We start from the raw sequence: 23,697 nt of genomic DNA on the forward strand, positions 1-23,697 counted from the left end.
GGAACCCCGCATGACCGAGCTGCGCGCGCTCCTCACCCGCCCGGACGCCGACACCGCGACCCTGGCCGCGACCTACCGCCCGATCTTCGCGCGGATCGCGGAGGGGAACGCGGCACGGGAGCTTGCCCGCGAATTCCCGCACGAGCAGGTGCGCCTGCTGGTGGCGGCCGGATTCTCCCGGCTCCGGATCCCGCGTGCGCACGGTGGCGACGGCGCCACGCTGCGCCAGCTCTTCGTTCTGCTCGCCGAGCTCGGCGCCGCCGACCCGAATGTCGCGCACGTCTTCCGCAACCACCTGGCCTTCGTCGAGGACCGGCTGAACGCCCCCGAGCACCCGGCGACCGAGCTCTGGCTGGAGCGCTTCCGGCGCGGCGACTTCGTCGGCGGCGGCTGGACCGAGGCGGGCAGCGCGAAGTTCGGCGAGATCGCCACCCGGCTGCGCACCGTCGACGGCGTCACCCGGATCACCGGCGACAAGTTCTACGCCACCGGCAGCATCTACGCGGACTGGCTGGATGTGCTCGGCCGTGACGAGAACGACCGGGTGCTCACCGCTCTTGTCGCGCGGGACCAGGCCGGGGTGGAGCTGGCCGACGACTGGGCCGGGTTCGGGCAGCGGACGACGGCCAGCGGCTCGGCCCGCTACCGTGACGCGCTGGTGGACACCGTCTTCCCGGCCGAGGAGCGCTTCGCCTACCAGGGCCTCTTCTACCAGACCGCGCTGCTCGCGGTGCTCACCGGCATCGCCCGCGCTGCCTTCGCCGACGGTGCCCGCGCGCTCGGCGCGCGCGGCCGGAACTACCCGCTCGGCACCGCCGAGATCCCCGCGCGGGACCCGCTGCTGCAGCAGCGGATCGGGCTGCTGGCCACCCGGGTGTTCGCCGCCGAGGCGGCGCTGGAGAAGCAGTCGGCGACGCTGGACGACGTCGCGCTCGCGCACTTCGACGGCGCCGACGAGCGGGAGCCGCTGGTGACGGCGACGGTGCGCACGCACGAGGCGCAGACGGTGATCGTCGAGGCCGCGCTGGAGGTCACCGGCGGCATCTTCGACGCGCTCGGCGCCTCCGCCACCGCGGCGCCCGCCGGGCTGGACCGGCACTGGCGCAATGCCCGCACCCTTGCCTCGCACAACCCGCGGGTGTTCAAGGAGCGCGTGCTCGGCGACCACTACGTCAACGGCACCCCGCCGCCCGCCTCGCACGCCTTCCTGCGGCCGCAGGGCCAGGGCACGTGAGCGCGCGGACCGGGCACGTGCTGCTCGGGCTGAACGTCCTGGTCTACGGCTACATCCCCTCGGCGTGGCGCTCGCCGCTGCTCGGCGACCGCGACTTCCTGACCCCGGAGTACTGGGCCCGGATCGGCGCGCTGGCCGAGCGGGCCCGGCTGGACGCGATCTTCCTCGCCGACGGCCTCGGGCTCGGCGACCCCGCCTACGACGCCAACCCGATCCGGCTCGACCCGACCGTGCTGTGGGCGCACGTCGCCCGCGCCACCGAGCGGGTCGGGCTGATCGCCACCGCCTCGACCACCTTCAACGACCCGGTCGAGCTGGCCGCCCGCATCCTCACCCTCGACCACCTCTCCGCCGGCCGCGCCGGCTGGAACCTGGTCACCACCAGGGACGACCGCTCGGCCGCGAACTTCGGCCTGGACAGCGTGGTCGCCCGGACACCGCGCTACGAACGCGCGGCGGAGTTCGCCGAGCTGGCCCGCGCGCTCTGGGCGGCCGCCGGAACCGGCGCGCGGATCCGGCACGCGGGCACCCACTTCCGCTACGACGGCGACTTCCGCGCGCCGCTCTCGCCGCAGGGGCAGCCGGTGATCTTCCAGGCGGGCGGCTCGCCCGGCGGGCGCGACCTCGCGGCCAGGTACGCCGACGGTGTCTTCGCCGCCGAGATCACCCTGGAGACGGCGCGCGAGCACTACCGGACGGTCAAGGCGGGCGCGGCGCGCGCGGGCCGCGACCCGGCCGAGGTGGCGATCCTGCCCGGGCTGCTGCTCACTCTCGGCTCCACCGAGGAGGAGGCGCGGCGCCGGGTGGACGCGCTCTACGAATCGAGCCCGAGCGGCTACGCGGCGGGGTGGCTGTCGCACGCCATCGGCGTCGACGTGAGCGCGCTCGACCTCGACGAGCCCTTCCCGCCGGAGGTGCTGCGCGCCCCCGCCGACCCCGAGTTCTTCACCGGAAGCATCGGCTTCCGCGAGTCGATCCTGGAGCAGATCGGGCAGACCCGGCCCACGGTGCGCGAGTACCTGCGCCGCACCCGCTACGCGGGCTCCGGCCACGGCGGCTTCGTCGGCACCCCCGAGCAGCTCGCCGACCGGATCGAGGAGTGGTACCGCGGCTACGCCTGCGACGGCTTCAACCTGCAGCCCGACATCCTGGTGGACAGCCTCGAGGTGATCGCCGACGAGCTGATCCCGCTGCTGCACGCCCGCGGCCTGTTCCGCGCCGAGTACGAGACCGAGACGCTGCGCGGCCATCTCACGCGAGCGCGCTCCGCCGAGAGGATCCCATGACCGGGTACGCCCACTTCACCCTGCTCTTCACCCCGATCGGCGTGCACCCCGCCGCGGCGGGGCTCGGCGCGGCGCCGACCGGGTTCGCGGACTGGATCGCCGGTGCGCGCACCGCGGAGCGCGGCGGCATCGACGCGATCTTCATCGCCGATGCCCCGACCGCCGCGCTGGAGGGGGCGGCCACGATCAAGTTCGAGCCGGTGACGCTGCTGACCGCGCTGGCAAGGGAGACCACGTCGATCGGGCTGATCGGCACCGCCTCGACCAGTTTCGGCGAGCCCTACAACGTGGCGCGGCAGTTCGCCTCGCTGCAGCTGCTCAGCGACGGAAGGGCGGGCTGGAACTCGGTCGGCACCTCGCACCCGGGTGCGGCGGAGAACTTCGGCGACGCCGAGTGGCACGACCACGCCCGCCGCTACCGGGTCGGGCACGAGTTCACCGGCGTGGTGCGCGAGCTGTGGCGGGCGGGGCAGCGGCCGATCCGGCACCGCGGCGAGTTCTTCTCGGTGGACGGGCCGCTCGACATCGACCTCGCAGGCACCGTCCCGCCGGTGATCTGCCAGGCGGGCGGGTCGGAGGCGGGGATCCGGCTGGCCGCCGAGCACGCCGACCTGACCTTCGCGGTGCTGCCCGACCTCGCCGCCGCGCTGGCGTATCGGGCGCGGATCAGCGAGGCGGAGGAGTCGCGCCGGGCGGGCGGCTCGGTCCGGGTGCTGCCCGGCGTGGTCCCCTACCTCGCCGACACCGAGGCGGAGGCCCGCGCCTACAAGGCGAGGCTGGACGCCGCGGTCGACCTGCGCGCCGCGTTGCCGGTGATCGCGCGCTACCTGCACGTGGACGCGGCGGTGCTCGGCGCGCTCGCGCCGGACGAGCCGTTCCCGCTCGAGCTGCTGCCCGCGCCGGACCAGGTCGGCAACTCGGTCGCCACCTACACCTCGCTGCACACCGTCATCACCGGCGGTGCCATGACCACCCGCGAGGTGCTGCTGAAGGCGTCGGGCGGCAACCGGCACCGCGAATTCGTCGGCACCGCGGAGGCTTTCGCGGCCGATATCGATCGGTGGCTGCGCGCGGACGGCGCCGACGGCTTCACCCTGCTGCTCCCCGCGACCGCCCGCGACCTGCCCTACTTCAGCGACCGGGTGGCGCCGGTGCTGCGCGGCGCCGGGCTGCTGCCCGCGCAGCCTGCGACCGGCCCGCTGCGAGAGCGGTTCGCCGGCTAGAACCCGAGCCGCTCGGCGACCTCGACGATCCCGGCCTCGGTGAGCGAGCCGAGCACGAGATCGGCGCGGGAGAAGTCGAGTTCGACGGTCATGGCATTGGGCACCGCGACGGCGCGCAGCCCGGCCGCCTTCGCGGCGGCGATGCCGTTGGCGGAGTCCTCGACGGCGATGGCGTCGGCGGGGTCGATGTCGAGGGTGTCGAGGGCGAGCCGGTAGACGGCCGGGTCGGGCTTGCGCCGCGGCACCCGGTCGCCGGTGGCGAGCACGGCGAAGCGCTCGCGCAGCCCGAGCCGCTCCAGGTGCGGGCCGACCCACGGTTCGCTGGAGCTGGAGGCGAGCCCGACCGCGAGCCCGAGCGCCTTCGCCTCGTCCAGCCAGGCGAGCACGCCCGGCCGGACCACCTCCGACGCGATGAGTTCGTGGTGCCTGGCCAGCCGGGCGGCGCGCAGCGTGGCCTGGTCGATGGGGTGCCCGACCAGCTCCTCCAGGTGCTGGGCGGCGTCCCAGCCGGTGGTGCCGATATTGGCGGTCCAGAGTTTGTGGTCCAGCGTGGCGCCGAGGCCGCTGTAGGTCTCCTGCCACGAGGTGTACGAGGGGGTCTCGGTGTCCAGGATCAGGCCGTCGAAGTCGAAGATCACCGCACGCAGCGTCACCGTTTCACCGTACGCGGGCGATGATCCCGCGGACGGTCGTGCCGTCCGGGAGGGTCCAGGGGATGGCGATCTCGCCCGGTGCGGGGTCGGCGTCGGAGGGCTCCGGCGCGCGGACGAGCGCGATGTCGGTGGCGTCGGGGGCGGGGCCGACGAGCACCGTCGGGTCGGGGGTGTCGCTGGCCTGCTGCGCCTGCGCGGCCACCTCGCCGCGGACCAGCGCGGCCAGCTGCGCGCGGAAGACCGGGTCGGCCGGGGCGTCGTGGACGTACCTGGTGCCGAGCACACCGTGCTCGGTGGTGCCGATGAGCGCGTCCGGCAGCGGCGCGTCCCGGTAGGTCATGGGGGTCAGGAAGGCGCGCCCGTCCCCGTCGGTGACCAGCACGATCTCGATGCCGACCGCGCCGGCCGGATCGTCGAGGCGGAATCCGCCCGCCCGGTGCAGCTCACCCTGCCCGGCGTACCACGGCTGCCGGGGCAGCCAGGCCGCGAGCAGTTCCAGCTTGGACGGGACCAGGGTGGTGCGGTGCACGATCGCCATGTCCGTGCAGTCTGCCGGACCGCGCTACGGACCGAACTGCCGGACCAGCGCCGGGAGCTGCTCCGGGGTCAGCCCGGCGATCACCACGATCCCGGCCTCGTCGAAGACAGAGCGGGCGCGGGCGATGTGGTCGGCCGAGGTCACCACGACGGCGTCGCGCACGCCGATGTCGCGCAGGATCCGCGCGGTGAATTCGGCGTTCTGCAGCGTGGATCCGGCCTCGGATTCGATGTGCACGCGGGCAGGCGCGATTCCGTGCGCGACGAGCCAATCCGCCATCGCCGCCGCCTCGGTGATTCCCTGCTGCGGGTTTCCGCCGGTGACGACGACCGGCGAGGCGGGTGCGAGCAATGCCTGGACATAACCGGCCTGGAGGCGGTGCACCAATTCCGGCCGCATGCTCCCGTCCGGAAGTAGCCCGTAGCCGAGGACGACCACCGCGGTCTCCGGTCCGCGCACCGCGGGCGGCCCGGCCACCGCCGTCGCCCCGGTCGGGATCAGCCCGGTGAGCAGCGGTCCAGGCGCGGCGGAGCCGGAATCGGCCGATGCGGTGGCCGGGATGGTGACCACGGCGGCCAGCCCCAGCAGCGCACCGCCTGCCCTGCGGAGTGAACGGGGTGCGGGCTTGCGGTGCCGACCGGCCATGGAATTCCCCTGAACTGCGCGTGGACGAATACCGTTCATCGTCCGGCGGCGAGACAGCGGAAATCGGTGAACGCGGCTTTGTCTGGACGGTTCACGAACTCCGCGCACCCGACATTGGAATGGGAAACTGTCCCCTTGTGACCGGCTACCGGCCCGGTCGAAAGGAGTTGTGACGGTAGGGTGGGCGCATGAGCGCCGGCGAACAGCGCGACGGGGTCGAGCTGACGAATCTGGACCAGCCGCTGAGCGAGGACGCGGCCGCCACCAAGCGCGACCTCGTCGACTACCTGGACGCCGTCGCCGACCGCATCCTCCCCGCCCTCGCCGACCGCCCGCTCACCGTGCTGCGGGTGCTGCGCGGGCGGGCGCCGTTCATGCAGAAGAACGTGCCCAAGTACACCCCGGACTGGGTGCGCACGGTGCCGATGTGGGCGGAGTCCTCGCACCGCGAGGTGCGCTACGCGCTCTGCGACGACCGGCGCACGCTGCTCTGGCTCGCCAACCAGCGCGCCATCGAATACCACCCCACGCTCGGCCTGGCCGCCGACATCTACCGCCCCACCCACCTGATCCTGGATCTGGACCCGCCGCCGGGCAGCGATTTCGGCGCCGTCGTCGCGGTCGCGCACCTGGTGCGGCAGGCGCTGGCGGACTGCGGGCTCGCGGGCGCGGTGAAGACCAGCGGGGCCAAGGGCGTGCACGTCTTCGTCCCGGTCGACGACAGCGCCCCGGTCGACGACGTCGCCGCCGCCACCCGTGCCCTCGCGGCCAGGGCCGAGGCGCTCGACCCTGGCCGCGCCACAACGGCTTTCATCGTCGAGGACCGGAAGGGCAAGGTCTTCGTCGACTCCACAAGGGCGGGCGGCGCGACCGTCGTCGCCGCCTACAGCCCGCGGTTCCGGGCGGGCACCCCGGTCTCCTTCCCGCTGGACTGGTCCGACCTGGACCGGATCACCCCGGCCGACTTCACCGTGCGCACCGCGCTCGACGCGCTCGGCGGTCGCGACCCGTGGGCGGCGGCCATGCCCGCGCCGCAGCGGCTGCCCGCCGAGCTGATCGAGCACGGCCGCACCATTCCGGTGGCCAGGGTGGCCGCCATGCACGAGGGCAAGCGCAGGGCGCGGGCCAAGCGGGCAGCCGGATAACGATCCGGACAACCACCCGAAAACCCCACCTAGACTCGCAATCATGAGTAGTTGGGTGCTTCCGCTGTTCCTCGGGCTCGGCCTCGCGGCCGCCTGCGGGTTCCGTGCCTTCCTGCCGCTGCTCATGCTCAGCGTCGCCGCCCGCTTCGACCTCTTCGGCCTCGACCTCAACGAATCCTTCGCCTGGATCGGCTCGACCGGCGCGCTGGTGGCGCTGGCCGTCGCGGCGGGCGCGGAGCTGCTCGCCGACCTCATCCCCTACGTGGACAACCTGCTCTCGCTCGTGGGGAATGTCACCGGGCCGATCGCGGGCGCCATCGCCGCCGGGGCGGTGTTCCAGACCGCGGACCCGAGCACGGCCGCGATCGCCGGGATCATCGTCGGCGCCCCGACCGCGCTCACCTTCAGTGCCACCCAGACCGGCGTGCGCGCGGCCAGCACCGCCACCACCGGCGGTTTGACCAACCCGATCGTCTCGATCGTGGAGAACATCCTGACCTTCTGCACGGTCCTGCTCGCCATGGTGCTTCCGGTGCTCATCCCGGTGTTGCTCGCCGGGTTGCTCTACCTCATGTGGCGGGTTACCCGCCGGTTCAGGCGGCGCCGCGCGACGGTGGGCGCGGCCGCCTAGGCCACGCGCCCCCGGCCGGGGGTCCGCATACCGCGCACCGCACGCGAAGACCGAATACGCTGGCGCTCCCGTACTCGAGTCGGTTCTGACCGGAAGTTTCGAACTTCGGCTCCGGGGCTGCTCCCCGAATTCGGTTCTGCGACAGTCGTTCGAGTAGCTTGACCGCTTGCAGGATGGTCGCCGCGGCGTCGGCGGTGGAGTGAAGGAGTTCTTGGTCCGATGGCCTCGGTGTCCCGATGACCCGTTCCGCTCGTACCCGCCCGGCCCGGACCAGGGCGCCGCGCGCGATCCGGCTGCCGCAGCTGCTCGCCGCCGCGGCCGAGGCGAATCCCGGCGGGGTGGCGGTGGTCGCCGCCGGGGCAGGGGCGAGCACGGAGCGGCTCACCTACGCCGAGCTGGACACGCGGTCGAGCCGGCTGGCCCGCTCGCTCATCGCGCGCGGGGTCGGCCCGGAGGACCTGGTCGCGATCGGTATCCGGCGCTCGGTGGCGTCGGTGCTCGCGGTGTGGGCGGTCGCGAAGACCGGGGCCGGCTTCGTTCCGGTGGACCCGAACTACCCGCCGGATCGGGTGCGGCACATGCTCGCCGACTGCGGCGCCGTGCTCGGGCTCACCGTGGCGGCGGCGCGGCCGGGGCTCACCGGCGACATCGGCTGGCTCACCCTGGACGACCCGGCGTTCCTGGCCGAGGTGGCGGGGTACTCGCCGGAGGCGGTCGCGCACGGCGATCGGGTGCGGTTGCTGCGGGCCGGGCACCCGGCCTACGTCATCTACACCTCGGGCTCGACCGGGCTGCCGAAGGGCGTGGTGGTGACCCAGGCCGGGCTGGCCGGGTTCTGCGCCGAGCAGCGCGAGCGGTACCGGGTGGACCCGGGCTCCCGGACGCTGCACTTCGCCTCGCCCTCGTTCGACGCCTCGGTGCTGGAGCTGCTGCTCGCGGTGGGTGGCGGGGCGACCATGGTGGTCGCCGACCCGGCCGTGTACGGCGGCGACGACCTGGCCCGGCTGCTGCGCCGGGAGCGGGTGACGCACGCCTTCGTCACCCCGGCCGCGCTGGCGTCGGTGGATCCGGCGGGGCTGGCCGAGCTGCGCGTGGTGGTCGCCGGGGGCGAGGCGTGCCCGCCGGAGCTGCTGCGCCGCTGGGCCTTCGGCGGTCGCGAGTTCTACAACGGCTACGGCCCCACCGAGACCACCATCATGACCAATATCAGCGCCCCGCTGCGGCCGGGCGAGGTCGTGACCATCGGCGGGCCGATCCGCGGGATCACCGAGTTCGTGCTGGACGAGCGGCTCGCGCCGGTACCGGGCGGGGTGGCCGGCGAGCTCTACATCACCGGCGCGCAGCTCGCGCGCGGGTATCACCGCAGGCCGGGGCTGACCGCGGCCCGCTTCGTGCCGAACCCGTTCGCGGCGGACGGCTCCCGCCTGTACCGGACCGGCGATCTGGTGCGGTCGCTCCCCGGCGGCGAACTGGAGTATCTGGGCCGCAACGACTTCCAGGTCAAGATTCGCGGCTTCCGGATCGAGCTCGGCGAGATCGACGCGGTGCTCGCCGCCGACGAGTCGGTGGATCTGGCGGTCACCGTCGGGCACGAACACGGCGGCGGAACGGTGCTCGTCTGCTACGTGCACGCGGCCGACGGCGCGGTCATCGATGTCGACGCCCTGACCGAGCGGGCCCGCGCGCACCTGCCCGCGCACATGGTGCCCGCGGCGATCACGGTGCTCGATCGCATTCCGCTGACCCCGGTCGGCAAGCTGGACCGGGCCGCGCTGCCCGCGCCGGTGCTGCGCGCCGCCGCCTACCGCGCGCCGGCCACCCGGATGGAGGCGCTGGTCGCGGAGGTCTTCACCGAGCTGCTCGCGCTCGAGCGGGCCGGTGCGGACGACGACTTCTTCGCGCTCGGCGGCAATTCGCTGATCGCCACCCGGCTCGCGGCCCGGCTCGGCGCGCGGCTCGACACGACGGTTCCCGCCCGGCTGGTGTTCGAGGGTTCCACGGTCGCCGGGCTGGCCGGGCGCCTAACCGAGCTGCACGGTGCCGGGGCGCGGCCCGCGCTCACCGCGATGCCGCGGCCGGAGCGGATTCCGCTCTCCCCCGCGCAGCAGCGGATGTGGTTCCTGAACCAGTTCGACACCGCCTCGGTGACCGACACCATCCCGGTGGCGCTGCGGCTGTGCGGCGCGGTCGACACCGCCGCCGTGGCCGCCGCCTTCGCCGATGTGCTCGATCGGCACGAGGCGCTGCGCACCGTCTACCCGGACGGTCGCCAGGTGGTCCGGCAGCTCGCGGTCGACCTGACTCCGCGCCCGGTGCAGCCGGTGGAGCTGCCCGAGCGGCTGATGGCGCTCATGGGCGCGGGCTTCGACGTCACCACCGAGGTGCCGCTGCGCGCCGCGCTCTACGAGCTTGGCCCGGGGGAGTTCGTCTTCGCGCTGGTCCTGCACCACATCGCCGCCGACGGCGCCTCCATCGCCCCCCTGGTCCGCGACCTCAGCACCGCCTACCTCGCCCGCACCACCGGCCACGAACCCACCTGGACCCCGCTCACCGTCCAGTACGCCGACTACACCCTCTGGCAACGCGAACTCCTCGGCGCCGAGACCGACCCCGACTCCCTGGCCACCGCCCAGCTCGGCTACTGGCAACACACCCTGCGCGGGCTCCCCGCCCGCCTCGACCTGCCCACCGACCACCCCCGCCCCACCGTCGCCACCGGCCGCGGCGCCCGCCACACCTTCACCATCCCGGCTCAGACCTACCGCGCGGTGGAGGAACTCGCCCGCCGCCACAACGCCTCGGCCTTCATGGTCACCCACGCCGCCTTCGCCGTCCTGCTGGCCCGACTGTCGGGCACCCGCGACATCACCGTCGGCACCCCCGTCGCCGGCCGCGGCGAAGCCGCCCTCGACGACCTCGTCGGCATGTTCGTCAACACCCTGGTCCTGCGCACCCCCATCGACCCCGCCGAACCCTTCACCGACCTGCTCACCCGCGTCCGCGACACCGACCTCGCCGCCTTCGCCAACGCCGAACTCCCCTTCGAACGCCTGGTCGAGGTCATCGACCCCGAACGCAGTGCCGCCCACCACCCCCTGTTCACCGTCGCCCTGTTCTTCCAGAACCTCGACCCCGTCGCCCTGGAACTACCCGGCCTCACCGTCAACGGGCTCGACGTCGACGGCGTCCGCGCCCGCTTCGACCTCCAACTCACGATCACCCCGCGCGGCACCGATGCGGGCGCCGAATTCACCTATGCCGCCGATCTGTTCGAGCCTGCGACCGTCGCCGGCTTCGCCGACCGGCTGCTGCGGGTACTGGATGCGCTGATCGCCCGGCCGGAGACGCCGGTCGGCGACATCGAGCTGCTGACCGCCGACGAACGGTCCGCGGTACCGCGCTCGGGCCCCGCCCTCGAACTCCCCGCCGGACAGCTGCTGGACGGGTACCGGCGTGCCGTCACCGCCCGGCCGGACGCGATCGCGGTCGTCTTCGCGGACCGCACCCTGACCTACGCCGAGTTCGACGCCGCCGTCAACCGGCTCGCCCGGCTCCTCGTCGCGCGCGGCGCCGGACCGGAAAAGGTTGTCGCGCTGTCGATCCGGCGCTCCCCCGAGCTGGTGATCGCGATCTACGCGGTGCTCACCGCGGGCGCCGCCTATCTGCCGCTGGACCCGGAGCACCCGGCCGAGCGGATCGGCTACGTGCTCGACACCGCCCGCCCGCTCTGCCTCCTCACCACCGTCGCCGATCGGGTGCCGGTACCGGACGGGCTGCCGGTGCTGGAGCTGGACCGCATCGACCGCACCGACTACCCGGCGGGGCCGCTCGACCGGCTGGGGCCGCACCCCGAGCACCCGGCGTACATCCTGTTCACCTCCGGCTCCACCGGCCGGCCGAAGGGCGTCGCGGTGCCGCACCGCGCCATCCGGCAGCAGCTCGCCTGGATGCTGACCCGCTACCCGCTGCACCCGGGCGACCGCTACCTGCAGAAGACCGCCACCACCTTCGACGTCTCGCTCTGGGGCTGGCTGCTCCCGCTCGCCGCCGGCGCGCGCCTGGTGCTCGCCACCCCGGACGGGCACCGCGACCCGCGCTACCTGCTCGACACGATCGCCGCCGACGGCATCACGCACACCGACTTCGTGCCGTCCATGCTCACCGCCTTCGCCGCCGCGGCCGACCCCGCGACGGCCGGGCCGACGACGCTGCGCCAGGTGTTCGTGATCGGCGAGGCGCTGCCGCCGGAGACCGTAGCGGCGACCGCGGCCGCGCTCCCCGCCGAGATCCAGAACCTGTACGGCCCCACCGAGGCCGCGGTCTCGATCACCGGCTGGACCGCGCGGCCCGGCGCGCCGACGGTGCCGATCGGCACCCCGCAGGGCGGCAGCCGGGTGTCGGTGCTGGACGAGCGGCTGCACCCGGTCCCGGACGGCGTGGTCGGCGAGCTCTACCTGGCAGGCGGCCAGCTGGCCCGCGGCTATGTCGGCCGCCCCGACCTCACCGCCGACCGCTTCGTCGCCGACCCGTTCGGCCCGGCCGGCGCCCGCATGTACCGCACCGGCGACCTGGTGCGCTGGACCCGCGACGGCGCCGAACCTGTGCTCGAGTACCGGGGCCGCGCCGACTTCCAGGTGAAGTTCCGCGGCCTGCGCATCGAACTCGGCGAGATCGAGGCCGCGCTCCTGGCCGCCCCCGAGGTGGTGCAGGCGGCGGTGCTTCCGGTGCCGGTCGCGGGCGAGGATCAGCTGGTCGGCTACGTGGTCGCCGCCGCGGGCACGCACCCCGACCCGGCGGCGCTGCGGCACGGGCTGGCCGAGCGGCTGCCCGGCTACATGGTGCCCGCCGCCGTGCTCGTCCTCGCGGCGCTGCCGCTCAACAGCTCCGGCAAGCTGGATCGCAGGGCGCTGCCGGTCCCCGCGTTCACCGCGCGCGCCTTCACCCCGCCGAGCGGACCGGTGGAGGAGCTGGTCGCCGCCGCCTACGCGGAGGTGCTGCACGGCAGCAGGATCGGCCGCGACGACGACTTCTTCGCGCTCGGCGGTAACTCGCTGGCAGCCATGCGGGTGGCGGGGCGGATCGGCGCGGCGCTGCGGCGCCGGGTGCCGGTGGCGCTGCTCTTCGAGCTGCCGGTGGTCTCCGCGCTCGCGGCCCGGCTGGCCGTCGGCGGCGGGCGCCCGGCGCTCACCGCGAGCCCGCGCCCGGAACGGCTTCCGCTCTCCCCCGCGCAGCAGCGCATGTGGTTCCTCAACCGGTTCGACCCCGGCTCCACCGCCTACAACCTGCCGATCGCGGTGCGCTTCCGCGGCGACCTCGACGTCCCCGCGCTGCGCGCCGCGCTCGCCGACCTGGTCGCCAGGCACGAAACGCTGCGGACCGTGTACCCGGAGACCGCGGACGGCCCGGTGCAGACCGTGCTTCCCGCGGCCGTCGCGGTCCCCGACGTCGAGCTGCGCACCGTCGCCCCGGACGCGGTGGCCGATGCCGTTGCCGAGGTGCTCGGCACGGTCTTCGACATCACCACCGAGGTACCGGTGCGGATGGCGGTGCTCGCGGCGGGCGGCGAGCACGTGCTCGCCGTCGTCGTGCACCACATCGCCGCCGACCGCTTCTCGCTCGGCCCGCTCACCCGCGACCTGGTGACCGCCTACCTCGCCAGGACCGGCGGCGCCGCACCGGCCTGGACGCCACTGCCGGTGCAGTACGCCGACTACAGCCTGTGGCAGCGGGCGCTGCTCGGCAGCGAGCGCGACCCGGACGCCGCCGTCACCCGCCAGCTCGCCTTCTGGCGCACCGAGCTCGCCGGGCTGCCCGACCAGCTCGAGCTGCCCGCCGACCGCCCACGCCCCGCCGTGCAGTCGCTCGCGGGCGGCACCGTCCCGGTCCGCGTCGACGCCGCGACGCACCGCGCGCTGGCCGAGCTCGCCGCGGCGGGCGGCGCCACGCTCTTCATGCTGGTGCACACCGCGCTCGCGGTGTGGGCAGGCCGGGTGGCAGGCACCGACGACCTGGCCGTCGGCACCCCGATCGCCGGCCGCGACGACGCCGCGCTCGACGACCTGATCGGCATGTTCGTCAACACCCTGGTCTTCCGCACCCGGCTGGAGCACGGAGAGCCCTTCACCGAGCTGCTGAACCGGCAGCGCGACACCGACATCCGGGTCTTCGCGAACGCCGACGTGCCGTTCGAGCGGCTGGTCGAGGTGCTGAACCCGGCGCGCTCCACCGCCAGGCACCCGCTGTTCCAGCTCGGCCTCTCCTTCCAGAACCTCACCCCCGCCGTGCTGGAGCTGCCGGGCATCACCGTCTCCGGGCTCGCCGTCGACACCGCCGTCTCCCAGTTCGACCTGCACTGGATCATCGCCGACGGCTACGACGCCACCGGCGAGCCGACGGGAATCGACGGCGTCCTCACCTACGCCACCGCGCTCTTCGACGAGGCGACCGCGCGCTGGTTCGCCGACGGCTTCACCCGCGTCCTGCGGGCCGTCGCCGCCGCACCGCACACCCCCGTCGGCGACCTGCCGCTGCTCGAGCCGCACGAGCGGCACCGCCTGCTGGTGACCCGCAATGCCACCGCCCGCCCGCTGGACGCCGCGAGCACGCTCGCCGACCTGCTCGACATCGGCGACCCGGACGCCACCGCCCTCGTCGGCCCGGACGGCACGGTGGTCGACTACCGCACGCTCGGCGCCCGGGTCGCGCGGCTGGCCAGGCACCTGATCGCGCTCGGCGTCGGCCCGGAGCGGCGGGTCGCGCTGGCGCTGCCGCGCGGCATCGACCTGGTGGTCGCCGTGTACGCGGTCACCGCGGCGGGCGGCGCCTACGTTCCGCTCGACCCCGGCCAGCCCGCGCAGCGCGCCGAACACGTGCTCGACCTGGCCGCACCGGTCTGCGTGCTCACCGATCGCGACACCGGCTTCCGCTCCGGCGCGGCGCCGGTCGTGCTCGTCGACGACCTCGACCTCACCGGCTACCCCGCCACGCCGGTGCGCGACGCCGAGCGGCGCGCCCCGCTGCGCCCGGCGAACACCGCCTACGTCATCTTCACCTCCGGCTCCACCGGGCTGCCGAAGGGCGTCGCGGTGCCGCATGCCGCGATCGTCAACCAGATGCTCTGGAAGCGAACGGAATTCGGGCTGCTCCCGGACGACGTCGTGCTGCTGAAGACCGTCGCGACCTTCGACCTCTCGGTCTGGGAGTTCTGGTCGGCGACGGCCTGCGGCGGCACCCTGGTGATCGCCGAGCCGGAGGGGCAGCGCGACCCGGCGTACCTGCTCGGGCTCATGGCGCGGGAACGGGTCACCACCCTGCACGCGGTGCCGTCGGTGCTGGAGGCGCTGCTCGCCGCGGCGGGCGGGGCGCTGCCCCCGTCGCTGCGCCGGGTGCTCGCCATCGGCGAGGCGCTGCCACCCGCGACGGCCGCGCGCTTCCGGCGGTCGAACTACGCCGAGCTGTACAACCTGTACGGCCCCACCGAGGCCGCGGTCTCCGTCACCGCCCAGCGGGTGACCGACACCGGCCGCGGCACCGTCGGCATCGGAGGACCGGAGTGGAACTGCCGGGTCTACGTGCTGGACCGGCGGCTCCGCCCGGTCCCCGCCGGGGTGCCGGGTGAGCTCTACCTCGCGGGCGCGCAGCTGGCCCGCGGGTACGTGGCCCGCCCGCGGCTCACCGCGGACCGCTTCGTCGCCGACCCGTTCGGCGCATCCGGCACCCGCATGTACCGCACCGGCGACCTGGTCGCCTGGGCGCGCTCCGGCGACGGCCTGGAGTACCTCGGCCGCACCGACTTCCAGGTGAAGCTGCGCGGCTTCCGGATCGAGCTCGGCGAGGTCGAGACCGCGCTGGCCGGGCACCCCGCGGTCGCGCTGGCCGTCGCGCTGGTGCGCGCACCCGACCGGCTCGTCGCCTACGTGGTGCCCGCTGCCGGCGCCGCCGTCGAGCCCGCCGCGCTGCGCGACCACCTCGCGGCGCGGCTGCCCTCGTACATGGTGCCCGCCGCGGTGGTGCCGCTGGACCGCCTCCCGCTCACCGTCAACGGCAAGCTGGATCGCGCCGCGCTTCCCGACCCGGTGTTCGCCGCGCTCGAATACCGCGCTCCCCGCACCGAGGTGGAGCGGCTGGTGTGCTCGGCCTTCGCCGCCACCCTCGAGCTCGAGCGGGTCGGGCTGGACGACAACTTCTTCGAACGCGGCGGCACGTCACTGCTCGCCGTCGCCCTGGCCGGGCGCCTCGGGCAGCTGCTCGACCAGCCGGTGCCGGTGGCCCGGCTCTTCTCCGCCCCGACGCCCGCGGGGATGGCCGAGCGCGTCGGGGCGGGTGAGCCGCACCTCGACACCGCCTTCGACCTGCTGCTCCCGCTGCGCCCGGCGGGCTCCGCGGAGCCGCTGTTCTGTTTCGCACCGGCAGGCGGTGTCGCGTGGTCCTTCGCCGGACTCGCCGCGCACCTGGATCGGGAGCGGCCGCTGTACGGGCTGCAGTCGCCCGCGCTCACCGGCGCCGCGCTGCCGGAGTCGCTGGAGACGTGGGCCCGGCTCTGCGTGCGCGAGATCAGGGCCGTGCAGCCCGGCGGGCCGTACCACCTGCTCGGCTGGTCGCTGGGCGGCGTGCTCGCGCACGCCGTCGCCGTCGAGCTGCGGCGCGCGGACGCGGCGGTGGCGCTGCTCGGCATGCTGGACAGCTCGCTCGAGGTGCCCGCCGACCGCTCCGGCGCTCTCGCGCTCGCCGACCTGTTCGGCGGGCTGCTCGACCCGGGGGAATCGGCCGCCGCGAACCCCGCCGACCTCGCCGCGCGGCTGGAACGGCTGCCCGAGCCCTTCCCTTCGCTCGGCGCGGCCAGGCTCAGGCACATCGTCGACGCGGGGCTGCGCTCGCTCGATCTGATCGCCGCCTACCGGCCGGACCCCTTCGACGGCGACCTGGTCTACTTCACCGCCGCCGCGCACGACCCCGCCGAATCGAGGGGCGCCGACAGCTGGCGCGCCGCGGTCACCGGAACCGTGCACAACCACCCGCTCCCGGTCGACCACTGGCACATGACCGCGGCCGAGGTGCTCCCGGTGATCGCCGAGGCGCTCGTCCTCGACCGCGCTCCGGTGGGCGTCACCGTGTCCTGAAGCCGGGCTCGGGGCCCGGTCGAACCGGCAAATTCGCCATTCACCCCCGGCCATGTACCGTCGCTGAGGACATCGCGGGCGAGAGAGTGTGGAGGGTGCGTGGGCGAGTCGATGACCTGGGTCCAGGCTTTGGTACTCGGGCTGGTGCAGGGGCTCACGGAGTTCCTGCCGGTCTCCTCGTCGGGGCATCTGCGGATCGTCTCGTCGGTCTTCTTCGGCGCGGACGCGGGCGCCTCCTTCACCGCCGTCACCCAGCTCGGTACCGAGGCCGCGGTGCTGGTCTACTTCGCCAAGGACATCGCGCGGATCGTCGTCGCCTGGTTCGCCGGGGTCGGCGCGCGGCTGCGCGGCAAGCGCGAGCCGGCCGAGCAGACGGTGCCGATCACCGACCAGGTGACCACGAAGCTCCCCGTCTACAACCCGAGCGACCCCGCGACCATGAAGCTCCCGGTGGTCACCGCAGCCGCCGACGCGCAGCGCGACCTCGACTACCGCATGGGCTGGTACGTCATCATCGGCACCATCCCGATCGGGCTGCTCGGCTTCCTCTTCAAGGACGAGATCCGCACCGGCGCCAGGAACCTGTGGCTGGTGGCGGTCATGCTCATCGTCTTCGCGCTGGTGATCGCCGCCGGTGAGCACTTCGGGCGCAAGGAGCGGCCGCTCGCGAAGCTCAGCACCAGGGACGGCATCGTCATGGGGCTGGCCCAGTGCCTCGCGCTCATCCCCGGTGTCTCCCGCTCCGGCGCCACCGCCACCGCCGGCCTCTTCCTCGGTCTGGAGCGCGCCGCCGCCGTGCGCTTCTCCTTCCTGCTCGCCATCCCCGCGGTCACCGCCTCCGGGCTCTTCAGCCTCCCGGACGCCTTCGAACCGGCGGGCGAGGGGCTCAACGCCTCCGGCACCCAGCTGCTCGTCGCCACGATCCTGGCCTTCTTCGTCGGCTACGCCTCGATCGCCTGGCTGCTCAAGTTCGTCGCCGACCACTCGTTCTACTGGTTCGTCGGCTACCGCATCATCCTCGGCTTCGTCGTCATCGGATTGCTCGCCACCGGGGTCGTCGCCGCCACCTGAGCCCCGCTCCCACCCGATAGCGACAACGAATCCCGCTCCCCCTGATCGAGGGAGCGGGATTCGTTCATCCGCGGGCGAAGTCGGCCAGCAGCCCGGGCACCGCCGCGTCGAAACCGGCGACGTCGAGCATGCCGGCGTCGGACGGGTCCGCGATGCTGAAACCGGTCGCGGTCATGCCGACCACCACCAGCTTCGCGGCCGGGTTGACCTCGCGCCGGTACTGCTTCAGCGCCTGGAAGGGGTGCGTCTTCCCGGCCCAGGTCTCGTTGTCGGTGTACACGGAGAACACGTCGACCTCGAGGCCCGTGCGCAGCGCGTGCAACATCGGCAGCGAGCAGTCGGTCGCGCCGAACGGCAGGTTCGCCGTGCCGGCGAGCACGTCGTCCAGCCGCTGCCGCGGCCCGATCGGCAGCGGCCGCAGCGCGGAGCCGTCCTGCCAGCGCTTCCCGGCGGCGGTGAAGCCGACGATGGTGTGCCGCTGTTCGGTGGCCGCGGTGACCATCGCGAGGGCGGCCGATGCCTCCCGCGCGGTGATCGGCAGCCCCGCGATCGTTGCCCCCATCGACCCGGAGACGTCGAGCGCGAGCAGGTGCCGCTTCCCGGTCGGCCGGACCGCGTCGAACGCCGCGTAGAACGCGGCGTCCAGCGCGTCGATCACCGGCCGCGACGGCTGCCAGCTGCCGCCGCCGCGCACCCCGCGCCCGGAGGCGTAGGTGCGCAGCGCGACCAGCACCGAGATCGGGTGCACCCGGCCGCGGCGCAGCCGCTCGCCGTCGGTGAGCTGCGCGCACACCGCCGCCGTGCGGTCACCCAGCGGGTCGAGCAGGCCGAGCCCGGTCAGCCGCGGCAGCTGCCGCAGCAGCGCCGTCTGCGGAATCCCGTTGTCCAGCAGCGCCTCCCACACCGCGCGCTCGCCGAGCGCGTGGTCGGGCAGCATCTCCCAGGACAGCCGGTACTCGCGGACGAGGCCGGGCAGCGCGGCGATCGGAGCCGTCCGCGCCCGCTCGAACCCCTCGACGATCCGCAGCCCGTCCAGCGCGGGCTCGCGCCCGCAGATCCAGTCGAAGAGCCGCGCACGGTCGTCCTCGGTGGCCGTCGGGTGTGCCAGCCGCAGCAGGTCGCGGTGCGACCAGCCCTCGCGCTGCCGGTACTTGACCGCCTGGAACGCGAGGTCGTCGACGGACTTGGCGGTGTACCAGTTCGCGACGCCGCGGCGCAGGCCGCGACCCCAGCCGCGGAACTGCTCGATGTAGCGTGCGAACAGGAACAGGTGCGTGCCCGTGCGCGCCACCAGCGGCAGCGCCTCCAGCGCGGTGCGCCGCCCGGCCACGTCGCCGAGCGAGGCCGCCGCGGCGAGCGCGAACAGCGCCGGGTTCTGCTTCGGCGCGCGGCCCGCGGTCGAGATCGCGACGATCTCGCGCACCAGGTCGTCGGTGCGCTCCCGCGCGAAGCCGAGCACGACCTCGGCGTTGTCCGCGGTCAGCTCGCCCGCGTGCACGTAGAAGGTACCGCCGTCGGTGCCGAGGGTCAGGAAGCGGCGCAGCCGGACCTCGGGGGTCACCGCGAAGACGAAGCCGCCCGCGGAGTTCGGCACCTGGTCCGGACGCGCCCGCTCGCCCTGTGGGGTCTTCCGGCGATTGATCTTCGACAGCACGTCCATTGTGGTTCCTCCTCCCGTGCGGTCACGGCGATCCGGGTGGGCGGTCGTGGTGTGCCGACCGACAAAGTGCTCTGCCAGCTGAGCTACGGGAGCACGCGCTCCCGGCAGGACTCGAACCTGCGACCGCTCCAGTGAAAGTGGTAACCGATCGACTCCGGCCCGCCCACCTCGGATTGCCTGGAATGAACTGTAGAGAACGGGCACCGGCCGCCGCCAACCATTTTCGGCGCGACCCGGGATCGGTGTGCTCGTGCTCGTCAGCGGGTAGTGGCGTGCACCAGGCGGATACCCGATCCGATCGGGTGCGTGGTGCGTATTCCGTACTCGCTCAGCAGATCTCCGGCCGTTCGATCCTCGCGCAGGGCGAAGCCGAAGCCTTTGAGCAGGGTGCGCGTCTCGTCGGCGGTGAAGTAGCTGAGCCAGGGCTCGCCGGCGGCGGCGACCCGGTCGGCGCGGGCGCGCTGCTCGGCGGCGCTCTCCGGTGCGGGCGGCGCGGGGTAGTCGAAGACGAGGTCCGCGCGCCCGCCCGCGATGACGCCGAGGGTCTCGTCGATCGAGCCGCGGGTGAGGTAGACGACGACGCCGAGCCAGACGAAGATCGTCTCGGCCGCGCGGTCCAGCCCGGCGGCGGCGAGCCCGCCCGCGAGGGTCGACCGCTCGAAGTCGACCGGGGCGAAGGTCAGGGTCGGTGGCGGCTCGATTCCGGCCGCGCGCAGCCGATTCCGCTTCCAGGACTGGGTCTCGGGGTGATCCACCTCGAAGTAGCGGACATCGGGGTGCCTGTTGCGGTAGGCGCTCGTGTCCAGCCCGGCGCCGAGGATCACCACCTGGCGGGTGCCGCGGGCGATCGCGGCGGCCACCCGATCGTCGGCGAAGCGGCTGCGGGCGGCGATGACGAGGCGGCGCACCCGGGCCAGCTCGGGGTCGACGCCGTCGAACTCGCCCGCGGGCGCGCTGTCGCCGACGACGCGGCTCGCGAAGGGGTCGGTGAAGATGCGCGGATCGTCCAGCGTCTGGTGCTCGGCCCGCGCCAGGGCGACGGCCAGTGCGGTCCGGCTCGGTTGCCCGGTCTCCATACCCCCACCCTACGAGCCGCTGGTGAAGATCCGATCCAGCTGCCGGTCGAGCAGCGCGACCGCCTCGGCAGCTGGCAGTTGCCCGAGCAGCACCCGGTACTGCAGGCCGTCGGCGGCGGCGAGCAGGAGGGCGGCCTCGGCGCCGGCGTCGATCCGCGCCTCGGCCTCGCCCCGCGCGACGGAATGCGTCAGCAGCTCCGTGAGCAGCGCGGTGAGCGCCGGTGGGGCGTCCCGCGCCACGGCGGCGAGCGCGGGCTCGGTGAGGAAGCGGACGAAGTAGGCGGCGTACACGGTGTGCCTGCTCCGGCGCTCCTCGTCCAGCGGCAGCATCTCCAGCACGACGCCGCGCACCACCGCGCGCAGGCCGGGATCCGGGCCGAGTGCGGCGAGCCGCTCCTTCGCGGTCGCCTCGGCGTCGGCATTGAGGATCTCGAGCGCGCCGAGCAGCATCTGGTCCCTGGTGCCGAAGTAGTACTGCAGCAGCCGCACCGACACCCCGGCCTCGGCGGCCACTTGGCGCAGCGTGACCTGCTCCAGGCCACCGCGGGCGGCCAGCCGCCACACGGCCTCCGCGATCTGGCGGCGGCGCAGGTCGTGATCGGCCAGGCGGGGCATGGTGCGATCGTATCAACAGTGTTATGGTTCGATCGAACCAACAAAATGCCGCCGCGGGGTGGCGGAGGGAGGGCGCGATGCGTGCGGTCATCGAACTCGTCATCGGAATGGTGCTGCTCGTGCTGGGCGCGCAGGGCGCGATCCGGCTGCTCGCCGACCACGACAACGCCGGGTTGCTGAGCTGGCTACCCGGCGAATTCGCGGTACGGCTGGTCGCCTACGTCGCGGTGGCGGTAGTCGGCGCCGCGCTGGCCGGGCGGGGCAGCCGGGCGCTGCAGAGCAAGGGTCAGGCGCGGTGAACAGCATTTAGTAAATGCTCTTCACAAATCGGGAAGTGATGTGGTTCACTCGGACGAACCCGCTCCGAGGAGGTACCCGTGCACGTCGCACACGACTTCGACTTCACCGACCCCGACCTGCTCGCCACCCGGCTCCCGATCGAGGAGTGGGCCGAACTGCGCCGGACCGCCCCGGTCTGGTGGGTCGACCAGCCGGACGGGGTGAGCGGCTTCGACGACGGCGGGTACTGGGTGGTCAGCAAACTCGACCACATCCGGGAGATCTCCAAGGACAGCGAGGTCTTCTCCTCCGCCGCCAATACCGCGGTCATCCGGTTCAACGGCGACATCGCCCGCGAGGAGATCGACATCCAGCGCGCCATGCTGGTGAACACCGACCCGCCCGCCCACGACAAGCTGCGCCGGATCATCTCCCGCGGCTTCACCCCGCGCGCGGTGCAGACCCTGCGCGATGCCCTGCACGAGCGGGCCGAGCGGATCGTGCACGAGGCCAAGAAGACCGGCGGCGGCGACTTCGTCCAGCAGATCGCCTGCGAGCTGCCGCTGCAGGCCATCGCGGAGCTGCTCGGCGTGCCGCAGTCCGACCGCGGCAAGCTCTTCGACTGGTCGAACCAGATGATGGGGTACGACGACCCGGAGTTCGACGGCAACCACCGGGTCGCCACCGCCGAGATCATGGGGTACTCCTGGAATCTGGCCGAGGAGCGGCGCCGGTGTCCGGCCGACGACATCGTGAGCACGCTGGTGACCGCGGACATCGAGGGCGAGGCGCTCGGCTCCGAGGAGTTCGCCTGGTTCGTCATCCTGCTCGCGGTGGCGGGCAACGAGACCACCCGCAATGCCACCACGCACGGCATGAAGGCCTTCGTCGACTTCCCCGAGCAGTGGGAGCGGTTCCGGGCCGAGCGCCCGAAGACCGCGCCGGACGAGATCGTGCGCTGGTCGACCCCGGTGATCGCGTTCCAGCGAACCGCGCTGCGCGACACCGAGATCGGTGGTCAGCCGATCGAGCGGGGCCAGCGGGTCGGGCTCTTCTACGCCTCGGCCAACTTCGACGAGGAGCGCTTCGACGACCCGTTCGCCTTCGACATCACCCGCAGCCCCAACCCGCACGTCGGCTTCGGCGGCACCGGCACGCACTACTGCGTCGGCGCGAACCTGGCCCGGCTGCAGCTGGAGCTGATCTTCGACGCCATCGCCGACGTCATGCCCGATATCAGGCAGCTGGCCGAGCCGGTCCGGCTACGCTCGGGGTGGTTGAACGGGATCAAGAGCTGGCAGGTCGCCTACGAATGACGAGTCCGGGATGACGGCCCGCCGCGGCCGGGTGCCCGCGGTCAGCGATGCGGACATCCGGCGGGTGGCGCGTGCCCAGCTGGCCGCGCACGGCCCCGAGGCGCTGACCCTGCGCGCCATCGCGGGCGCGCTGACCGTCACCGCGCCCGCGCTCTACCGCTACTACGGCTCGCGCGAGGAGCTGGTGGCGGCGCTGCGCCGGGACATCTGCCTCGACCTGGCCGACCGGCTCGCCGCCGAGGCGGCCGAGCTGCCGGAGGACGGGCTCGGCCAGCTGTTCGCGCTCTGCCGCGGGTTCCGGCGCTGGGCGCTGGCAAACGCGCACGAGTTCACCCTGGTCTTCGCCTCGCCGCAGCACGGCAGAGCGGAGACCAGGCGCTTCGAGGAGCCGTTCGGCCGGGTCTTCCTCGCCTCCGCCGGGCGGTTGCTGGCAACGCACGACCTGGCGCTGCCGCCCACCGACGACATTCCCGACGCACTCCGCGCCGACCTGGTCGGCTACCAGGACGACCTGCTCGCCATGCTCGCCGCCGCGGGCCAGAAGTTCCCGGCGGAGAAGCTCGACCTCGGCGTCACCTACCTGATGATGACGCTCTGGGCCCGGCTCTACGGCCACGTCACGCTCGAGGTGTTCGGCAACTACCCGATGCGGGTGCGCGACCCGGACGTCGTCTTCGAAGCGCTGCTCACCGAGCTGGCCGCGGGCATCGGAATCAGCGGGCCCTGATCAACGCTTCCGCCTGCCGGGGAGCGGGTGCGGCAGGAAGCCGTCGGCGAAGTAGAGCAGCGAGCCGCAGTCGTCGCAGCGGTAGGCGTGCTGCTGGTCGACCAGCCGGCCGAGCTCGCTCGGGGCCTCGGACATGAACCCGGTGTGGCCGGTGAGGAAGCCGATCTGCCCGAGGTAGCGGCGCGGCCGCTCACACCACGGGCAGTCCAGGTCGATCCGGGCCACCCGGCGCTCGGTCTCGGCCGCCGAAGCGGGCACGACCCGGCTGCCCCGGAATCCGCCATCGACCCGAAAGGTGACCTCGGCGCGCGAGATCCCCTGCGGCAGGCCGTCGTACAGCCTGACCCGCCGCGGGTCCCGCGCATCCGGGGTGTACTCGATCCCATGCTTCGCCACGCCGGCCACGCTAGCGCCGCCGGGTGACCACCACGGTAATTCCCGGGGTATACGAACAGTGCCGTTCTTGGATACCGTGACGG

General features: G+C 73.6%; 17 protein-coding genes. 10 read left to right on the forward strand and 7 right to left on the reverse strand.

Annotation, left to right across the window (positions count from 1 at the left end):
* The first annotated feature begins 10 nt into the window (after positions 1–10).
* From ACFUJ1_RS21460 to ACFUJ1_RS21470, 3 genes are read left to right on the forward strand one after another with little or no spacing between them, the layout of a single operon-like run.
* Positions 11–1,234 (forward strand): acyl-CoA dehydrogenase family protein, encoded by a 1,224-nt coding sequence (locus ACFUJ1_RS21460; protein WP_378648093.1) that lies wholly within the window; start codon positions 11–13, stop codon positions 1,232–1,234.
* On the forward strand, positions 1,231–2,520 hold the full coding sequence (locus tag ACFUJ1_RS21465) for an NtaA/DmoA family FMN-dependent monooxygenase (protein WP_378648094.1): 1,290 nt from the start codon (positions 1,231–1,233) through the stop codon (positions 2,518–2,520). Before ACFUJ1_RS21460 ends, ACFUJ1_RS21465 begins: the two co-directional genes overlap by 4 nt.
* Entirely contained in the window at positions 2,517–3,743 is a 1,227-nt protein-coding gene (locus tag ACFUJ1_RS21470) for an NtaA/DmoA family FMN-dependent monooxygenase (protein ID WP_378648095.1), read from the forward strand. Before ACFUJ1_RS21465 ends, ACFUJ1_RS21470 begins: the two co-directional genes overlap by 4 nt.
* On the opposite strand, the gene ACFUJ1_RS21475 is transcribed toward ACFUJ1_RS21470, so the two are convergent.
* The 3 genes from ACFUJ1_RS21475 to ACFUJ1_RS21485 are packed head-to-tail and all read right to left on the reverse strand — an operon-like array spanning position 3,740 to position 5,579.
* A complete protein-coding gene (locus ACFUJ1_RS21475) occupies positions 3,740–4,396 on the reverse strand; it encodes an HAD family hydrolase (protein ID WP_378648096.1) in 657 nt (218 codons plus the stop codon). The genes ACFUJ1_RS21470 and ACFUJ1_RS21475 overlap by 4 nt on opposite strands.
* A 4-nt stretch (positions 4,397–4,400) precedes the next feature.
* The gene (locus tag ACFUJ1_RS21480; protein WP_378648097.1) at positions 4,401–4,934 is read right to left on the reverse strand and encodes a 1,4-alpha-glucan branching protein; all 534 of its coding nucleotides are present in this window, start codon (positions 4,932–4,934) and stop codon (positions 4,401–4,403) included.
* Between the two features lie 24 nt (positions 4,935–4,958).
* On the reverse strand, positions 4,959–5,579 hold the full coding sequence (locus tag ACFUJ1_RS21485; protein WP_378648098.1) for a YdcF family protein: 621 nt from the start codon (positions 5,577–5,579) through the stop codon (positions 4,959–4,961).
* Positions 5,580–5,767: 188 nt separating this feature from the next.
* Between ACFUJ1_RS21485 and ACFUJ1_RS21490 the strand changes: the two genes are divergently transcribed.
* The 4 genes from ACFUJ1_RS21490 (at position 5,768) to ACFUJ1_RS21505 (ending at position 17,545) form a co-directional block, all read left to right on the forward strand.
* Entirely contained in the window at positions 5,768–6,724 is a 957-nt protein-coding gene (locus ACFUJ1_RS21490) for a DNA polymerase domain-containing protein (RefSeq protein WP_378648099.1), read from the forward strand.
* A gap of 43 nt (positions 6,725–6,767) precedes the next feature.
* Positions 6,768–7,355, forward strand: a complete 588-nt coding sequence (locus ACFUJ1_RS21495) for a DUF4126 domain-containing protein (RefSeq protein ID WP_378648101.1) — start codon at positions 6,768–6,770, stop codon at positions 7,353–7,355.
* Between the two features lie 236 nt (positions 7,356–7,591).
* On the forward strand, positions 7,592–16,474 hold the full coding sequence (locus ACFUJ1_RS21500; RefSeq protein WP_378648103.1) for an amino acid adenylation domain-containing protein: 8,883 nt from the start codon (positions 7,592–7,594) through the stop codon (positions 16,472–16,474).
* Positions 16,475–16,585: 111 nt separating this feature from the next.
* Positions 16,586–17,545 (forward strand): undecaprenyl-diphosphate phosphatase, encoded by a 960-nt coding sequence (locus tag ACFUJ1_RS21505; RefSeq protein WP_378648174.1) that lies wholly within the window; start codon positions 16,586–16,588, stop codon positions 17,543–17,545.
* A 64-nt stretch (positions 17,546–17,609) separates the two neighbouring features.
* Here the strand turns inward: ACFUJ1_RS21505 and ACFUJ1_RS21510 are convergent, their stop codons facing one another.
* The 3 genes from ACFUJ1_RS21510 to ACFUJ1_RS21520 form a co-directional block, all read right to left on the reverse strand.
* On the reverse strand, positions 17,610–19,205 hold the full coding sequence (locus ACFUJ1_RS21510) for a TROVE domain-containing protein (RefSeq protein ID WP_378648105.1): 1,596 nt from the start codon (positions 19,203–19,205) through the stop codon (positions 17,610–17,612).
* Between the two features lie 257 nt (positions 19,206–19,462).
* A complete protein-coding gene (locus ACFUJ1_RS21515; protein ID WP_378648107.1) occupies positions 19,463–20,281 on the reverse strand; it encodes a class I SAM-dependent methyltransferase in 819 nt (272 codons plus the stop codon).
* Between the two features lie 9 nt (positions 20,282–20,290).
* Positions 20,291–20,896, reverse strand: a complete 606-nt coding sequence (locus ACFUJ1_RS21520; RefSeq protein WP_378648109.1) for a TetR/AcrR family transcriptional regulator — start codon at positions 20,894–20,896, stop codon at positions 20,291–20,293.
* Positions 20,897–20,973: 77 nt separating this feature from the next.
* Here ACFUJ1_RS21520 and ACFUJ1_RS21525 point away from each other — a divergent pair, with 77 nt between their 5' ends.
* The 3 genes from ACFUJ1_RS21525 (at position 20,974) to ACFUJ1_RS21535 (ending at position 23,218) form a co-directional block, all read left to right on the forward strand.
* Positions 20,974–21,195, forward strand: coding sequence for a hypothetical protein (locus ACFUJ1_RS21525; RefSeq protein WP_378648111.1), 222 nt, complete (start codon positions 20,974–20,976; stop codon positions 21,193–21,195).
* Positions 21,196–21,273: 78 nt separating this feature from the next.
* A complete protein-coding gene (locus tag ACFUJ1_RS21530) occupies positions 21,274–22,491 on the forward strand; it encodes a cytochrome P450 (protein WP_378648113.1) in 1,218 nt (405 codons plus the stop codon).
* A gap of 10 nt (positions 22,492–22,501) precedes the next feature.
* A complete protein-coding gene (locus ACFUJ1_RS21535; protein WP_378648115.1) occupies positions 22,502–23,218 on the forward strand; it encodes a TetR/AcrR family transcriptional regulator in 717 nt (238 codons plus the stop codon).
* On the opposite strand, the gene ACFUJ1_RS21540 is transcribed toward ACFUJ1_RS21535, so the two are convergent.
* A complete protein-coding gene (locus ACFUJ1_RS21540) occupies positions 23,219–23,614 on the reverse strand; it encodes a hypothetical protein (protein WP_378648117.1) in 396 nt (131 codons plus the stop codon).
* Positions 23,615–23,697 lie beyond the last annotated feature (83 nt).

Origin of the sequence: Nocardia sp. NPDC057227 (assembly GCF_042669725.1) — a bacterium.
Classification (GTDB): Bacteria; Actinomycetota; Actinomycetes; order Mycobacteriales; family Mycobacteriaceae; genus Nocardia; species Nocardia asteroides_A.

Bases quoted from the DNA above. Each gene is read 5' to 3' on its own strand.
- ACFUJ1_RS21460 (WP_378648093.1), top strand. From the start codon at position 11: ATGACCGAGCTGCGCGCGCTCCTCACCCGCCCGGACGCCGACACCGCG.
- ACFUJ1_RS21470 (WP_378648095.1), top strand. From the start codon at position 2,517: ATGACCGGGTACGCCCACTTCACCCTGCTCTTCACCCCGATCGGCGTG.
- ACFUJ1_RS21480 (WP_378648097.1), bottom strand. From the start codon at position 4,934: ATGGCGATCGTGCACCGCACCACCCTGGTCCCGTCCAAGCTGGAACTG.
- ACFUJ1_RS21485 (WP_378648098.1), bottom strand. From the start codon at position 5,579: ATGGCCGGTCGGCACCGCAAGCCCGCACCCCGTTCACTCCGCAGGGCA.
- ACFUJ1_RS21490 (WP_378648099.1), top strand. From the start codon at position 5,768: ATGAGCGCCGGCGAACAGCGCGACGGGGTCGAGCTGACGAATCTGGAC.
- ACFUJ1_RS21495 (WP_378648101.1), top strand. From the start codon at position 6,768: ATGAGTAGTTGGGTGCTTCCGCTGTTCCTCGGGCTCGGCCTCGCGGCC.
- ACFUJ1_RS21500 (WP_378648103.1), top strand. From the start codon at position 7,592: ATGACCCGTTCCGCTCGTACCCGCCCGGCCCGGACCAGGGCGCCGCGC.
- ACFUJ1_RS21505 (WP_378648174.1), top strand. From the start codon at position 16,586: ATGACCTGGGTCCAGGCTTTGGTACTCGGGCTGGTGCAGGGGCTCACG.
- ACFUJ1_RS21510 (WP_378648105.1), bottom strand. From the start codon at position 19,205: ATGGACGTGCTGTCGAAGATCAATCGCCGGAAGACCCCACAGGGCGAG.
- ACFUJ1_RS21515 (WP_378648107.1), bottom strand. From the start codon at position 20,281: ATGGAGACCGGGCAACCGAGCCGGACCGCACTGGCCGTCGCCCTGGCG.
- ACFUJ1_RS21520 (WP_378648109.1), bottom strand. From the start codon at position 20,896: ATGCCCCGCCTGGCCGATCACGACCTGCGCCGCCGCCAGATCGCGGAG.
- ACFUJ1_RS21525 (WP_378648111.1), top strand. From the start codon at position 20,974: ATGCGTGCGGTCATCGAACTCGTCATCGGAATGGTGCTGCTCGTGCTG.
- ACFUJ1_RS21535 (WP_378648115.1), top strand. From the start codon at position 22,502: ATGACGGCCCGCCGCGGCCGGGTGCCCGCGGTCAGCGATGCGGACATC.